This window comes from Bacillus cereus group sp. RP37 (assembly GCF_040459695.1).
Taxonomy (GTDB): Bacteria; Bacillota; Bacilli; order Bacillales; family Bacillaceae_G; genus Bacillus_A.
The window spans coordinates 1,421,568-1,436,265 of record NZ_JARVHP010000001.1 but is presented as its reverse complement, the minus strand read 5'-3'; the positions used below and the strand labels follow the sequence as shown (position 1 = coordinate 1,436,265).

The following is a 14,698-nucleotide window of genomic DNA, read 5'->3' as shown; positions in this document are numbered from 1 at the left end:
TTTTATCCATTTGTATGCAGATGACTATCCAAAGCAAATATGAACGATATTTTCATCTTGGAACTAAGAAGTGCCCACTGTAAGTTTTTGCAAAGTTGGCGAGCAAGTTTACTTTCTAGTTCCTTTCCACTTCACATATTGATCTAAAAATACAATAGCTTTCTCAATAGCCTCTTCATCTGGTTTTAATTTTGCGTGGTGTAAACCATATTCTGAATTTACCCCAAGCCAAAACATAAATCCTGGAATCTCTTGAAGCATATAACCAAAATCTTCACCTGTCATTGCCTCAGTACATGTAATTACATTCATATCAGTTTGTTCACTTACAAACTGCATAAACTCTCTCGTTAATGCTTCATGGTTATATACTTGATGATACATCGCTCCGTAGTCAATAACCGCTTCACATTGGAAGGAAGCTTCTATACCTGCAACAATTGCCTCAATCCTACTTTTAACACGACTCATTGATTCCACTGATAACGTTCGGATCGTTCCTTCTAACCGAGACTTTTCTGCTATGATATTTTGAACTGTACCACCGGTTATTTTTCCGATGGTAATTACTGCACTATCAAGAGGATTCACATTACGACTAATAACGGATTGAAGTTGTGTAACAAGGTGACTTGCTGCAACAATCATATCATTTGCAGTATGCGGGTAGGCTGCATGTCCACCTTTTCCTTTTAAATCAACATATAACTCTGATGTATTTGCAAATAATAGCCCTTCTTTTGTAGCAATTGTTCCTACAGCGTATTCAGGTGCAATATGCAGACCAAGAATTATATTCGGCTTCCATTCTTTTAACTCTTCACTCTCTAACATAGGAAGAGCCCCTCCAGGCCCTTCTTCAGCTGGTTGGAATAGAAACACAAGGTCATCATCTATTCTTTCTGTTACAGCTGCTGTTAGAAGGCCTAAACCGATTGTTGTATGCAAATCGTGTCCACATGCATGCATCATTCCTTCATGAATAGAAGCAAACTCATATCCAGTTTCTTCTGTAATTGGTAAACCGTCTATATCTGCGCGATAACCGATAATTTTTTCTGGATTTTCCCCATTTACTTTAACAATGACACCCGTTTTCCATACTTTCACTTCCACATGCTCATTCGAAAGCGTTCCTATGTAATCTAAAATATACTGTTGTGTTTTCCACTCTTTAAATCCAATTTCCGGTATTTTATGTAAATCTCTACGAATTTGAACGAATTTGCTTACTGCCATTTTTGCACCTCTATCTATAAAAAGCGTAAGAGCCGGTTATGCTCTTACGCTTTTTTGTTTTTATTTCTCTGGGTTTAATTGACGAAGCTCTTGTTTAATTTCAGTTTTTGCTTTTGTCTTCTCATCAATCTCTTTAATTACACGTGCTGGCGTACCCGCAACAACTGTATATGGAGGTACATCTTCTGTTACAACAGCTCCTGCTGCTACAACTGCACCCTTACCTACTGTAACTCCCTCTAACACAACTACGTTAGCACCAATTACAACATCATCTTCAACGATAACTGGTTTTGCTGAAGGCGGCTCAATAACACCTGCAAGTACGGCACCCGCACCTACGTGACAGTTCTTACCAACAGTTGCACGTCCACCAAGTACTGCGTTCATGTCGATCATAGAACCTTCACCAATTACAGCACCGATATTAATTGTTGCATTCATCATAATAACAGCGTTGTCGCCGATTTCAACGTGGTCACGAATAATCGCGCCCGGCTCAATACGAGCTTTAATACCTTTTAAATCAAGCATTGGAATTGCAGAATTACGACGGTCATTTTCAACAACGTAATCAACAATGTGCTTGCTATTTTCATCAAGAATTGTCTTAATTTCAGACCATTCTCCAAATAATACACCAGACTTTTTATTTACAAATGCTTGTACCGTTTCAGGGAATGTTACTTCTTTTAAATCCCCTTTTATGTATACCTTTACAGGAGTTTTCTTTTCACTTTTTTGAATAAACGAAATAATTTCGTTAGCGTCCATCATTTTCATTCTTGTTGCCTCCTAAATCCATTTATAATGTTACTCTACCAAACGATAGAGCGAGTAGCAAGATAATAATCCTATTTTTCCATTTGAATTTCTTCGATAATTTCTAAAAATGCTTGTACTTGCTTCAATTGTCTAGCCGACTCACTCGTCAATAACCATGTTTCTCTCGTTAATTGAACAGGTGTTTTATACATATTTTCCTGTACTTCTTTTAAAACAGTAGAAGGTAAAAGAGCATAACCTATACCATTTAAAACGAGTTGTTTACAAGTCTCAATTTGATCAACCACAATTGTTCTCTTAGGTGGATTAGAAAATAAACCATACCACCAATTTTGTATTTGTCCATAATAAGTCGAGTCACTTTTAAATTGAATAAACGGCCTATTTGTCTCTTTTAACATCGTAATATCTTTTATTTCTTTATCCACTAAATAAAGTTCATCTTCAAATAATTGTTGCTTCTGACCTTTATATTCTTGTGTTCCTCTCAATATAGCAACATGAACGTCTCCTTCATAAAATTGCTTTTGTACTTCACTACTCCAGCCAGTAAACAGCGATATTTTCACAGAAGGATATTTATGCACAAACTTCTTCAAAACAGGAGGAAGCCAATATTGACCAATAACTGATGCAACAGCTATTTTTAACGTTCCATGTGTTTCTGTTCTAAAAACAGCTAGCTCACTTTTAATATCCTCTTCCCTTTGTAGCATTTCTTTTGCATAATTTGCGACTTTTTCCCCTTCAGGTGTAATTGTCAATCCTTTTTGTGAACGAATAAAAAACTTCATTCCCCATTGTTTCTCCATAGATTGTAATCGCTGACTAAGCGCAGGTTGTGAAACAAATAAACGTTCCGCCGCTTTTCTCATATTTGATTCCTGAGCTAACACAACCATCATTTGAAAATCATCAATTTGCAACTTTCTCCCTCTTTCCTTAGCTTCCATACACCTTATCTCAATAAGCTTTTCATCCTTAATTTAACTTCAATACTCTTATATTTTTTATCTTTTTAAATATAATACATACACAACTGATATGCACGAAAAAAAAGTGACTTCTCCGCTTCTATGAAGTCACTTTTCTCACATTATCGATTATGTTGCCTTACTTTTTTATTTAACAATTTTAAAATAGCTCGACGTGTTAAAATCCCCTCAAAATACCCCTCTTCATTGACAGCGCAAATAAAAGGATGATCAATTGTCATTTCTAAAGCTTTTGCAAATGAATCTTCTAACTTAAGAACTGGAATGTCTTCCTTCATCACCTGTTCTACTTTCATTTCGTCAAGTCTTTCAAACTCAATGCGTTCTAACCCTAACATACCGTCTAAAATCATAGCAGTACTAATTAACCCATGTAATTTATACATCGGGTCCAAAACAGGTATCGCCGAATATCCAGATTTCACAAGAACGAGTAAAGCATGCTCTAAACCATTCCCCATTTGGACATGCGCTACTTTTTCTGATGAAATCATTAAATCTTTCACAAAAATTTGTTGGAACTCGTCTTTCGGAATACTAATCATGTTACATCCCCCATCTTCCCTTTTTACTACTTTTAATCACCGACTCTATTCACATTTTATGACAGCGTTTTCATATTATTATTTTGTCCTTACTTTATTTCAATAAAAACAAAATTACACAGTTATTTTAGCATACAACACAAAAAAAAGACTACCATTCCGGTAGCGCTTAATACCCCTTATTTTTTAATCTGTAAAATAACCTTGTGATTTTTTTATATTGCGTCACATCTGTCCGTTTTAACCCATTCTCAATATCTGTAAGTTCCACAGCTAAAATTTCACTCGCATAATTTTGCTGAAATAGAATATCTAGTAACAAACTCTCTTCTTCTTCCGTTAAAACAAATTCCTTTTTCATATACCCCTCTCCTTATACTCGCATCGTTACTCTTATTATATAAAATTTCCAACTCATTTAATAGATGTAATATTCAGTTTTTAGTGAAAGATATATAAAAATTGTTTTTTATTTCGTATATCGATTTGCATAACTAAACGCTGCATAAGCATCTGGCTTAATTTTTGCAGTTAATCCCATCGCTTGAATTTTCGCTGTCATATCTAGAATAAATTCTTTTGTTAAACCATCATTTCCGATATCCAAGTGAATTTCCATTATAAATCCAGCCCCATCTTGAGCATATGGATGCAATAAATCCCATATTGTTTGTATATGGTTTGGAGTAAATAGGCATGCGATTTCTTGGCTAAACTGCGTTTCTAAATATATTTTCTCACGTAAAGTTGCTGGCTTATCTTTTACTGATTTATGGTGTAAACAGCCCCAGGCACCTTTTCCAACGCGATGAATATGAATTGCCGTAATAAACCTCGTATCCTTTTGATGTGCTTGTGAGTCTGTCCCAATGGATAAGCGATATAAATTTCGTGGATCCTTTTCAATGAAACTACAAATACGGCTAAAGACCATATCAAAATTTAAATGTCTCTCTGAAACATTATAAAATGTATGTTCACCGGCCACATAGTCACGTCCTTTCAATTAGACAGACTCTTCGTATTCTCATTGTATGGGACAAAAATAAAAATTATAACTTCCTACCCTTTATTCGTTTCAATATTTCGAATTACAAAATGGCAAACTTGGCACGTATAAATTACATTTTGATTCGATTGAGCCGTTAATACATGAATAATCTCAGCAGAATTGTGACATTTAGGACAAATCACAACTGGTAAACGTTCCATACAACACACCTCCTCGTTATTTTTTCCCGCTATTTGCTACCCATAAACACCCAATAGGTGATGGCTAATAATCAGTATAGGACGAAGAAGCCCCACTGATTACAATTTCACTTTATTACCATTGTAGGAAAAATGAAAAATCCCTATACATATATGCTAAAAAGTAATAGAACTAAAAAAGGTGTTGCCATATGGCAACACCTTTTTTATATGTATCAAGAAATGATATCGTAAATCTCAATTGCAACCATGTCGATATTATCGAATTGATACACTTGAGGTTTTTCACCTTGTTGATACACTTCTAACTCATACATTTCACTTTTATCGAAAAATTTCACGCTACATTTGCGCTCACCGTTCACTTCAAAATAGCGTTGTGCTACTTCACCGCTTTCAGCTTGTTCTTGTAGACTAACAAGTCGAGTTAAAATTCCTTGGAGTAGAGACATGAAATCTCTCCTTTCTCTGATCTTCCTACCAATAGGTTTTACAGCTATACTCATTCTATCCGTCATAACAGAAAAAATGTTCCACACTCTAGGATAAAGGTTATTGGCCAGAAACTCAACTAAAAATTTGTCGAAATGCGAAGGAAAAAACAGAAAAAACATCTTTTTCCTTCTTTATTGCGATTTTTATACTGGAAGAATATAATAAAAAACAGAAAAAAGGAGGAATTACAATGAAAAAAATTGAGGTTTACACACAACCTGATTGTCCGCCATGTGTCATTGTGAAAGAATTTTTAAAGCATAATAACGTTGTATATGAAGAATTTGACGTAAAAAAAGACGCTGCTGCACGCGATCGTCTTTTATATGACTATGATTCTTATTCAACTCCAACAGTTGTAATTGATGGAGAGGTTGTTGCTGGTTTTCAAATTGAAAAATTACAACAGCTACTCAATATAGAATAGGAATAGGTAAAAACCTATTCCTATTTTTATCCTGCTATTTGCGGTCTATTAAGTAGCGCGAGACGAACATCCCCCACTGATTAAAGTTTCACTTTATAATTGTTGTAATCTTTTTATTTCAGTTAAAAGTTCTTGGCTTTCATGATATCCGGCCAATTTCCATTTCCCTTGATCTCTTTGTAATGTTACAATTTGATATTCTCCACTTTTCGCCCGCTCATATACATATAAAATTTTATGCTCTTCATCATATGACATTTTCGTTTCTGAATGAAAAGAAAACGGCGCTTCTTTTGCTGGAAGCAAATATTCACCACTTTGTTTATCACTTCTACTATTTTCATCTGTAAATACTTGAAGGAAATTCTCTGTAAAATATGGTGATAACGTTTCTATCATCTTATTCATCGGCAAATGCTTCCCACGAATTGAAAATTGGGTTTCATAGCCCTTTTGTATCGTTGTAAACACTTCTTTCCGATCGACTTTCACTTCCTCTTTTCCTAAAACAGTTGTAACACTATAACCAACTAGAAAGGCAACGCATACAAATAGAACTAACCATATTCCATATTTCCTCATTTTTTCACCTTCCTTTTAAGAAAACTTGTCTTTGTAGTATTCATTGTAACAATGATTATGCAAAGAATGGGTTGGTTTCGTTCGTAAAATCTTTACAACGATAGACAGCATTTTCAGCACCATTTTCACTATTACCAATTTATGATAAAAACAAACAAAAAATGCACGAATTTCTTCGTGCATTAAAATAAAACATCTTCTTCATATAAATATTCATACGATAAATCTATAAATAAAAAGTTTTCATCATCAATTGGGAAAGAGAATGTTCGTACCATTTCACCTGTTTCGATATCAGCATATAAATCTGAAAGTCTTGCCTTATTCTCAAAGCGCATTTTCATAATATTTTCTAGAAAATACGGGCGCCAACTCCAGTTTTTCATATAATACTCAGGCATCACAATCCATTCCCCATCTTTTTTCATAACGTTTCCTGATTGTTGGAAACCATCTTCGTTACAAATAAATATGCGAAAACTACATTGTGATACACTTTGGCTAAATTGTAATAACCAATCATTTATATCTTCATTCTTTTTTTGTTTCGCTAGAACATCACCGATTCGATCACGTAACATTTCTGTTAAATTATAAATCTTTTGTAACTTTTTCTTTTCATGTTGAATAAATTGATGACACTCATTACCAAGTCGTTCTTTCAAAACATTCGTTTCAATAAAATCAGGTAAGCATTCTTTCAAATAATTCCCTTGATAGTATCTACCACCGTTTTTCCAAGCATATTGTAGTTGATAAAAAGCATCTATTTCTTCATATAACAATGTCGCACCAATTCTTCTAGCAAGTAATGATAAAGAATATAAAATATCTTGATAAGATTGTAAAAGTGCAGTTTGCCTTAAGTTTGTTAAATCTACCTTTAAAATATCCGGTGCTAACACGCTAATACGTTCTAAATTACTTGTACCTGTTCCGACTTTATTAATCGAAATTTGAATACCATATGTACGATAATACATAAGCAAATGATTAAATTGCTCTATATCTTCTTTACATTCATGTTCTGTAATCTCTAAAACAATGTGTTTCAAATTTAAACCTTGCTCTTCATACATCAATAAAAGTTGAAGTAAACTTTCATCATCATCGTTCATTAATACGTTCGCATTCCGATGTATAAATAATAATAGTTTTTGATCACTTTCTAAATAACGATTTAAAGCTTTTTCTACTATAATGTTATCCGCTTCCAGTTGAAACTCACTTGGAATGGAATCATCATGAAAGAAAGAAGCTAAACTTTGTATGCCCTCTTCTGTTTGAATACGCCCTACTACTTCATATCCAATTACAGTATGCTCATCAGCACTAAAAATAGCTTGATAATAAGGAAGGACTTTATCCAAGTTACTCATTACATCTAATGCATCTATCAACGTGCTTCCCTCCCTTTACTTTTCAAAAATTATAACATGATATTTACGGAAAAATAATAAAAAATCCCTTCAGTTCTCCTGAAGGGATTAGAGGGGTAAAATGCTAAGGGGAATTAGCAATTCTACTATGAAGAAAAAAGAGGTCTTAAATATAACGTATATATGACCTCTTGTAAACACTTTTCTTTCATTTGTCACAATTCCGTCACATTTACCCATAGAAAAATGAATCAAACATTCATTTTCTCATCCTTTTTAAAATGGATATTGATGTAAATGTTGTCCTCCATCCATTGTCATGCAAGTTCCATTTATGTATGCAGCTTCATCTGAACATAAATAATAAGCTAGACCTGCGATTTCTTCTGGCGTACCCAACCTTCCAAGTGGAACACTTTGTATCGTACGCTTAGCCATTTCTTCTGAAATCCATAATTTATCAGCACCACCCGTACGTTCAATTGGTCCTGGCGCAATAGCATTAACTCGTATTCCATATTTACGGCCCCACTCAACAGCAAGCGTCTTCGTCATCGCTAATACTCCAGCCTTCGCTGCAGCCGAATGAATAACTCCTGGACCTGCATCCCATGCATATGTTGCTACCATGTTAATGATATTCCCTTTTATACCTTTTTCAATCCAATATTTTCCGACAGCCTGGCTACAGTAAAATGTACCATTTAACACAATATTAATGACCGAATTCCAGCCATTCACGGATAAATCTTCTGCTGGACAAATAAAGTTTCCAGCTGCATTATTTATTAAAATATCAATTCGCCCAAACTTCTCATCAATCTGCTCAATCATTTTCTGAATATCATCCGTATTTCTTACATCCATTTGTACAGGTAATATTTGTCCTGGAAATTGTTCAATTTCCAATTTTGTTTCCTCTAGTTTTTCCATTGTACGTCCTGTAATAACAACTCGTGCCCCTTCTTTTGCAAAACGAGTCGCCATTCCTTTTCCCATTCCGCTTGATCCACCTGTTATAATAACTACCTTTTCTTTCACATACATCCCCTCCCAAAAATGAATACACATTCATTTTATCATTTTATTTAATAGAAATCTTTATATTTTTAAACTTTTCTGATATTTTAACGTAAAGAGGTTTCTTTTTATTCATTTTTTTCGTAATCTATACTACTTTTTTATTATTTAAAATATATTTTAAATAAACTGAAAGGAGATTTGAGTAACCTGTAAATATAACGAACACATATGATATAAGTCAAATAGGTATACTCATATTTTTATGAAGAATATTACAAGAAGAGATTTTTTAAAAGCTGGAATGCGTACTTGTCTATATTCATTTATAACCACTAGCATCGGATACTATTATGCTAAATATATTGAGCCTCATTTACTCTCTATGACAGAGCATACACTTAAGTCACAACTTATACCCAAAAGTTTTCATGGTATGAAAATTCTTCAATTTAGCGATTTACATCTCGGATACTATTTCTCTCTTCAACATTTAGCTCAAATCGTTTCAAAAATTAATGCTGTAAAACCCGACATTGTTCTTTTTACTGGTGATCTTATTGATAATTATCAAACATATACTGACACTCCTTTCGTTGCATCCATTTTAAAAAATATACAAGCACCCTTCGGTAAATTTTCTATTTATGGTAACCATGATCACGGCGGATATGGAACGGAATACTACGAACACATCATGCGTGAATCTGGATTTGAACTATTACTAAATAGCGAAAAAAGAATTCGTCTACTGGATAATAGTGAAATTTCAATTTTCGGTCTCGATGATATACTACTAGGCAAACCAAAAATAGCGGAGACATTACAGCACGCGAGGCAAAACACTTATAACATTGTTCTTGTCCACGAGCCAGATATTGCACCTAAAATTGCTACATATCCAGTTAACTTACAACTTTCTGGTCATAGCCATGGCGGACAAGTACAAATTCCTTTTTTAGGCGCTATTATTACCCCATCACTTGCTAAAAACTATGTTGAAGGTTTCTATACAATTCAAGATTTAGCTCTCTATGTCAATCGAGGCCTTGGAAGAACACGTGTCCCATTCCGATTTATGTCAAAACCTGAAATCACGATTTTCACGCTCCAACATTCGTAATCATTTGCCTATTTTCTTGCATATCCTTTCTTGTACGCGCTCATCCACGTTTCATTTACCATATGATAAAAGTGAGTCCAATAAAGGAGGTTTGTTCATGTATCCATATTATCAACCAATCCCAGTCCGTTCAGCACCTATTGGTCCAGTAGGCGACTCACGCTTCTTTCCGTTTTTTGGCGTCCCATTTCTAGCTGGCATTGCTGGTGGACTGCTCGGCGGAGCATTAGCTTTCGGTCCTAGACCGTATTATCCACCACTTTTCCCACCGCCAACACCTTATCCTTGTTATGGTGGACCTTGTCAACAACCATACTATTATTAATGTACTGCAACAATTCTACCAATGTTATTCCCTCTCTTAACTGATCCATAATCTATTAACATGCTTACAATAAAAACTATTCTCTCTACGCATCCTTCTATTAGAGAACGTATAATAAGTAGAGAACAAAGTAAAAAAACCTCTTTTTTAAGAGGTTTTTTTACTTTGTTCTCATTATTCAGCATCCGTGTTTTGATACGCCATCTTAAACAACTTCACTTGGCTATCAATTTCTTCTGTACTACCATTAATAACATAATAATAGTCACCGTCTTTATTTTGTTCACGCGTTTTTACATTATCAGCTAAAGTAAGCTGTAAAATCGCCTTAATTCTCGCCTTCATTTCAATATCTAATATCGGGAAAGATATTTCTACTCGCTTTTCCATATTTCGCGTCATCCAATCAGCTGAAGATAAATATATCTTCTCCTCTCCATTATGATGGAAATAATAAATTCGACTATGCTCTAAATATCTCCCGACAACACTAACTACCCGAATATTTTCACTTACATTTGGAATACCAGGCCTTAAACAACATGTTCCTCGAACAATGAGCTCTACCTTTACTCCAGCTTGTGAAGCTTCATACATTTTTTTTATTAATGGTTTATCTGTTAATGAATTCATCTTAGCGATAATATATCCATTTCCATATTGCCTATGATAACGGATTTCTTCATCTATTAAATCCATAAATTGCTTTCTTATATCAAATGGTGCAACCGATAAATGATGAAAATGTGGTTTTGTTGTATAACCACTCAAATAATTAAAGAAATTTGTTGCATCGACCCCAAAGTCTTTTCGTGATGTAATATACCCGAAATCAGTATATAACTTTGCTGTTGCGTCATTATAATTTCCAGTCCCAAGATGTACGAACCTTTCAATTTTTCCGTTTTTTCTCCTTACAACTAGCGTAATTTTACTATGTGTTTTCAAATGACTTACACCGTAAATAACGTGACATCCTGCCTTTTCTAATTCTTTAGCCCAATGCACATTATTTTCTTCATCAAATCTGGCCTTTAATTCAACTAATACCGTCACTTGTTTTCCTTTTTCAGCCGCTACCTTTAGCGCCTGAATAATCGGCGAATCCCCACTTACTCGATATAATGTTTGTTTGATCGCAAGTACATTCGGATCGTCTGCCGCATCACGGACAAAATCAACTACTGGCTGAAACGATTCAAAGGGATGATGTAATAAAATATCATGCTCAATTGCTTTTTCAAATACATCTTCCGCATCCCCTAAATCTTGAGGCCGTTGCGGAATAAGAGCCGGATATACAAGATGTTCATATAAAGGAGCTAGTTTTTTATATAAAGAAAATAGACATGTTAAATCTAGCGGTCCATCCATTATATACACATCTTCATCTTTTACTTCCAACACCTCATATAATAATGCTAATACTCTTTCATCAATATGCTCTTTGCCAACTTCTAAACGTACAGCAGCTCCCCACTTACGCTTTTTTAATTCTTTTTCAATTACCTTTAATAAATCCCTCGCACCTTCTTCATGAATTGTTAAATCCGCATTTCGTGTAATACGGAAACGGGTAACAGACGATACTTTATATCCTGTAAATAATTTATGAGTAAAACCACTAATTACATCTTCTAATAAAATAAATTTATGCTTTTGCCCTTCACTCGGCAAAAATATGAATCGTTCAAGTAATGAAGGAACTTGTACAATTCCTAACTTCGTGCGGTTTTCTTCCTCCACTTGTTTCTCATCATATAAAAGAGTAGCTAAATTCAAACTTTTATTTAATAACATCGGAAATGGACGATATGCATCAATAGCTACAGGTGTTAAGACCGGGAAAATTTGCTCATCAAAATACTCTTCTATAAATTCTCTCTGTTCTTTCGTCAAATCGTGGAATGTTAAACGTTCAATTCCCTCTAACTCCAGCGCTGGCAACACATAATTTTTAAACGTATCATATTGTACAGTCATTAATTCATGGGCCTTTATCGCAATTTTATTTAATTGCTTTTTTGGTGTTAAGCCAGCCTTATTTTCTGGCTGGTTAAATCCAGCACTCACTTGATCCTTCAATCCTGCCACGCGTACCATAAAGAATTCATCTAAATTTGAGCTGAAAATGCTAATAAACTTTAATCTTTCCAAGAGCGGATTCATTTCATCCTGTGCTTCTTGTAGTACACGTTCATTAAATGCTAACCAACTTAATTCTCGATTATTGTAATGAGCTGTATCATTTAAATTTACTATATTCCCCTTCAACATTTCCATCCTCTTCACACTTCCCTTGAAACTTTTTTACTATAATTTAGTTACCTTCATTTTAACAAATTACAATATTCCAAAGTGTTAATTTTTTGTAAAGACATCCGTACAACCTAATGTTTTGATTCAAAGGATAAATTAATAGACGTTTTCAATACTCTTTCCAGCTGCTTTTTTTGCTTTTCAGCTTGCACTTTTTCCGCTAATGCCGATTGCTCACATTCTATTTTAAATGTTAATCCTTCTTTACTTTCTGTAATAGATATCGATTCAACAAGCGATCTTTGTCTTATATTTAGAGCTGCTGAAAATTGTAAAACAGCCCCTAATAGGCGAATTTTTTTTTGTTCGTTTTTATCAAACCATCCTTCAAATGGGGACAAATGTTGTTTGAATAACATTTTTGATTTATAAGACGCAATAAGCGCTAATCTAACTCGCTCTTTGTGCATCATACCATCAATTGTTTTATTCGCTAATAAATAAAACGTATGTAAACGACTCGCTTCTTCGTCTATATATTTGCCTATATTAAATACTTTCGCTGCTTGATGGAATATTTCCCAATCTTTTGCTGACATAGAAATCAGCCCTGTTTCTTCAAGCTGTTGACAAATCAATCTTCCATGTTTAATAAGCTGTATTACAAATTCCATATCCATTTCATATTCATGTGATAATAAATACAAACTTTCTTCGACTACGTTCGGATAATATGAAATCCCCAAATCTTTTGTCAACTCTTCATAGAAAACACCTTCTCGTAATCCCTTTCTACTTAATACAAATGCTGGTGCCTCTATAACGTTAACAAGCGTATGAAATACTTCGACTGCTGGAACAATTGTATCTGCTCGATCTTTTGCCAATCCTTCCAATTTTTGAAGTTCTATGAACGACAATGCTTTCAATTCTTCTTTCACATTTTTAATATCTGCTTCTTTCATTTTGTATAAATGTACCCCTGCTATAGGATAACAAATTAAATTTTGATGAATTTTCACTAAGTTCCTCGCACTACCACCAATTGCAATAAGAGGCAATTTCTTATCAATTAACCATGGTAATGTTCGAAATTGATACTCTAAGTACGTTTGAATCTTTTCCAACTCTTCTTCAGTAGGTATATCCTCTTTAATAAATTGTTGCTTTAAAGAAAGTGCTCCAAAAGGAAAGCTATAATACTCTAAAATCTCTCTATTTCGAAAGTATGTAACTTCCGTACTTCCTCCCCCAATATCTACTGTAATTCCTTCAGAGAACGAAGTTGAATTCATAACTGCTAAATAGCCGTAACGTGCTTCTTCATATTCTGATAATACTCTAAGAGTAAAGTCTGTTTGTCCTTCAACAAGTTTTTTAATTGCCTCTTGATTCTCAGCCTGTCTAATTGTTGCTGTTGCAACACAAAGTACATGATGCAACTGGTGGAATCGTGTACTTTCTTGAAATTGAAATAAGGTTTGTAACAATACCTCTATTCCTTCTTCAATCAACACACCATCAACTAAGTAATTCCTTAACCGAGCAACCACTTTCGTATTTTCAATCTCCTTATAAAACCCTCCGTTTTGCTTTTCATAAATAACTAAACGCATTGTATTAGATCCAATATCTATAATGGCATATTGCTGTTTTAATATTTCTTTCAAACTTCTCACTCTTTCATTATCAAATTTCTAAAACACATTCTATTACTATTATACAAAATAGTTGTTTTTTGTAACAATATTGCTTTAATATTGAAAATATATACAATCACTTTTTGCATATAATAAAAACCTCTTTTATTTATGGTATAATAATGAAAAATTGAAAGGAGATTCAATATGAAACCTTCACAACCACAATCTCAATTACAAAACCAACATTCTATTAATCGACTAGCTCAATCTATTTTCGTTGTGAATCGTCATGCTAAAGCTGCAACTAATCCGAAGTATTTATACTGGTTAAAAAAGACGGCTTTAGAACGCTTAATTGCTGAAAAAAAAGCTATTAAAGAAGGATTACATTTTTCTAGAAATCCACGTTTTAGCCAACAACAATCCGATGTTCTTATACGTTTAGGTGATTATTTTTTCCATATTCCTCCTACAAAAGAAGATTTTCGAATCCTACCACATCTTGGTCATCTTGAATCCTCCTATCGAAATCCGAAAACAACCTTATCTTTAACAGTAGCAAAAAAGACACTTCAAGATTATATTGGTCCTGAAGCACTGAAACAAGAAAAAAAATTAAGTGAACCTGTCCCATGGTATAGTCGTACTTATACAAAAAAATAAAACAG

General features: G+C 34.0%; 17 protein-coding genes. 4 read left to right on the top strand and 13 right to left on the bottom strand.

Annotated features, from left to right (window positions below; genetic code table 11):
• Positions 1-108: 108 nt before the first annotated feature.
• From QCI44_RS07730 to QCI44_RS07695, 8 genes are all read right to left on the bottom strand, one after another.
• The gene (locus tag QCI44_RS07730; protein WP_116363305.1) at positions 109-1,239 is read right to left on the bottom strand and encodes an N-acetyldiaminopimelate deacetylase; all 1,131 of its coding nucleotides are present in this window, start codon (positions 1,237-1,239) and stop codon (positions 109-111) included.
• A gap of 60 nt (positions 1,240-1,299) precedes the next feature.
• Positions 1,300-2,022: a 2,3,4,5-tetrahydropyridine-2,6-dicarboxylate N-acetyltransferase gene (gene dapD / locus QCI44_RS07725; protein WP_016086511.1), complete on the bottom strand. Its 723-nt coding sequence runs from the start codon at positions 2,020-2,022 to the stop codon at positions 1,300-1,302.
• Positions 2,023-2,093: 71 nt separating this feature from the next.
• Positions 2,094-2,978, bottom strand: a complete 885-nt coding sequence (locus QCI44_RS07720) for a transcriptional regulator CcpC (RefSeq protein WP_016086510.1) — start codon at positions 2,976-2,978, stop codon at positions 2,094-2,096.
• A gap of 143 nt (positions 2,979-3,121) precedes the next feature.
• Positions 3,122-3,565 (bottom strand): cyclic-di-AMP-binding protein CbpB, encoded by a 444-nt coding sequence (gene cbpB, locus QCI44_RS07715; protein WP_016086509.1) that lies wholly within the window; start codon positions 3,563-3,565, stop codon positions 3,122-3,124.
• Between the two features lie 169 nt (positions 3,566-3,734).
• Entirely contained in the window at positions 3,735-3,926 is a 192-nt protein-coding gene (gene abbA, locus QCI44_RS07710; RefSeq protein WP_016086508.1) for an antirepressor AbbA, read from the bottom strand.
• 108 nt (positions 3,927-4,034) lie between these two features.
• On the bottom strand, positions 4,035-4,553 hold the full coding sequence (locus QCI44_RS07705; protein WP_000896654.1) for a ribonuclease H-like YkuK family protein: 519 nt from the start codon (positions 4,551-4,553) through the stop codon (positions 4,035-4,037).
• Between the two features lie 74 nt (positions 4,554-4,627).
• Positions 4,628-4,777: a hypothetical protein gene (locus QCI44_RS07700; protein ID WP_016086506.1), complete on the bottom strand. Its 150-nt coding sequence runs from the start codon at positions 4,775-4,777 to the stop codon at positions 4,628-4,630.
• A 215-nt stretch (positions 4,778-4,992) separates the two neighbouring features.
• On the bottom strand, positions 4,993-5,229 hold the full coding sequence (locus QCI44_RS07695; RefSeq protein WP_000055151.1) for a YkuJ family protein: 237 nt from the start codon (positions 5,227-5,229) through the stop codon (positions 4,993-4,995).
• A gap of 233 nt (positions 5,230-5,462) precedes the next feature.
• On the opposite strand from QCI44_RS07695, the gene QCI44_RS07690 reads away from it, so the two are divergent.
• Positions 5,463-5,699: a glutaredoxin family protein gene (locus QCI44_RS07690; protein WP_016135269.1), complete on the top strand. Its 237-nt coding sequence runs from the start codon at positions 5,463-5,465 to the stop codon at positions 5,697-5,699.
• Positions 5,700-5,792: 93 nt separating this feature from the next.
• On the opposite strand, the gene QCI44_RS07685 is transcribed toward QCI44_RS07690, so the two are convergent.
• From QCI44_RS07685 to fadH, 3 genes are all read right to left on the bottom strand, one after another.
• Positions 5,793-6,281 carry a DUF3993 domain-containing protein gene (locus tag QCI44_RS07685; protein WP_016135270.1) on the bottom strand — a complete coding sequence of 163 codons (489 nt, stop codon included), beginning with the start codon at positions 6,279-6,281 and terminating at the stop codon, positions 5,793-5,795.
• Between the two features lie 182 nt (positions 6,282-6,463).
• Positions 6,464-7,681, bottom strand: a complete 1,218-nt coding sequence (locus QCI44_RS07680; protein ID WP_000564300.1) for an EAL domain-containing protein — start codon at positions 7,679-7,681, stop codon at positions 6,464-6,466.
• 255 nt (positions 7,682-7,936) lie between these two features.
• Positions 7,937-8,701: a 2,4-dienoyl-CoA reductase gene (gene fadH, locus QCI44_RS07675; protein WP_016086502.1), complete on the bottom strand. Its 765-nt coding sequence runs from the start codon at positions 8,699-8,701 to the stop codon at positions 7,937-7,939.
• Positions 8,702-8,945: 244 nt separating this feature from the next.
• On the opposite strand from fadH, the gene QCI44_RS07670 reads away from it, so the two are divergent.
• Together QCI44_RS07670 and QCI44_RS07665 are read left to right on the top strand one after the other, a co-directional pair.
• Complete coding sequence (locus QCI44_RS07670; protein WP_016135271.1) at positions 8,946-9,803, top strand: metallophosphoesterase; 858 nt, start codon at positions 8,946-8,948, stop codon at positions 9,801-9,803.
• A gap of 97 nt (positions 9,804-9,900) precedes the next feature.
• Entirely contained in the window at positions 9,901-10,128 is a 228-nt protein-coding gene (locus QCI44_RS07665; protein ID WP_116363306.1) for a hypothetical protein, read from the top strand.
• Between the two features lie 174 nt (positions 10,129-10,302).
• Here the strand turns inward: QCI44_RS07665 and QCI44_RS07660 are convergent, their stop codons facing one another.
• Positions 10,303-12,411, bottom strand: a complete 2,109-nt coding sequence (locus QCI44_RS07660) for a polyphosphate kinase (protein ID WP_098486303.1) — start codon at positions 12,409-12,411, stop codon at positions 10,303-10,305.
• Between the two features lie 107 nt (positions 12,412-12,518).
• Positions 12,519-14,057 carry an exopolyphosphatase gene (gene ppx, locus QCI44_RS07655; protein WP_033660115.1) on the bottom strand — a complete coding sequence of 513 codons (1,539 nt, stop codon included), beginning with the start codon at positions 14,055-14,057 and terminating at the stop codon, positions 12,519-12,521.
• Between the two features lie 177 nt (positions 14,058-14,234).
• On the opposite strand from ppx, the gene QCI44_RS07650 reads away from it, so the two are divergent.
• Positions 14,235-14,693 (top strand): YkyB family protein, encoded by a 459-nt coding sequence (locus QCI44_RS07650; RefSeq protein WP_000804864.1) that lies wholly within the window; start codon positions 14,235-14,237, stop codon positions 14,691-14,693.
• Positions 14,694-14,698: the final 5 nt, after the last annotated feature.

Excerpts from the sequence above, each read along its gene's own strand:
- dapD (WP_016086511.1), bottom strand. The coding sequence starts at position 2,022 with ATGAAAATGATGGACGCTAACGAAATTATTTCGTTTATTCAAAAAAGT.
- QCI44_RS07700 (WP_016086506.1), bottom strand. The coding sequence starts at position 4,777 with ATGGAACGTTTACCAGTTGTGATTTGTCCTAAATGTCACAATTCTGCT.
- QCI44_RS07690 (WP_016135269.1), top strand. The coding sequence starts at position 5,463 with ATGAAAAAAATTGAGGTTTACACACAACCTGATTGTCCGCCATGTGTC.
- QCI44_RS07730 (WP_116363305.1), bottom strand. The coding sequence starts at position 1,239 with ATGGCAGTAAGCAAATTCGTTCAAATTCGTAGAGATTTACATAAAATA.
- abbA (WP_016086508.1), bottom strand. The coding sequence starts at position 3,926 with ATGAAAAAGGAATTTGTTTTAACGGAAGAAGAAGAGAGTTTGTTACTA.
- QCI44_RS07685 (WP_016135270.1), bottom strand. The coding sequence starts at position 6,281 with ATGAGGAAATATGGAATATGGTTAGTTCTATTTGTATGCGTTGCCTTT.
- QCI44_RS07650 (WP_000804864.1), top strand. The coding sequence starts at position 14,235 with ATGAAACCTTCACAACCACAATCTCAATTACAAAACCAACATTCTATT.
- QCI44_RS07720 (WP_016086510.1), bottom strand. The coding sequence starts at position 2,978 with ATGGAAGCTAAGGAAAGAGGGAGAAAGTTGCAAATTGATGATTTTCAA.
- cbpB (WP_016086509.1), bottom strand. The coding sequence starts at position 3,565 with ATGATTAGTATTCCGAAAGACGAGTTCCAACAAATTTTTGTGAAAGAT.
- QCI44_RS07665 (WP_116363306.1), top strand. The coding sequence starts at position 9,901 with ATGTATCCATATTATCAACCAATCCCAGTCCGTTCAGCACCTATTGGT.
- QCI44_RS07695 (WP_000055151.1), bottom strand. The coding sequence starts at position 5,229 with ATGTCTCTACTCCAAGGAATTTTAACTCGACTTGTTAGTCTACAAGAA.
- QCI44_RS07670 (WP_016135271.1), top strand. The coding sequence starts at position 8,946 with ATGAAGAATATTACAAGAAGAGATTTTTTAAAAGCTGGAATGCGTACT.
- QCI44_RS07660 (WP_098486303.1), bottom strand. The coding sequence starts at position 12,411 with ATGGAAATGTTGAAGGGGAATATAGTAAATTTAAATGATACAGCTCAT.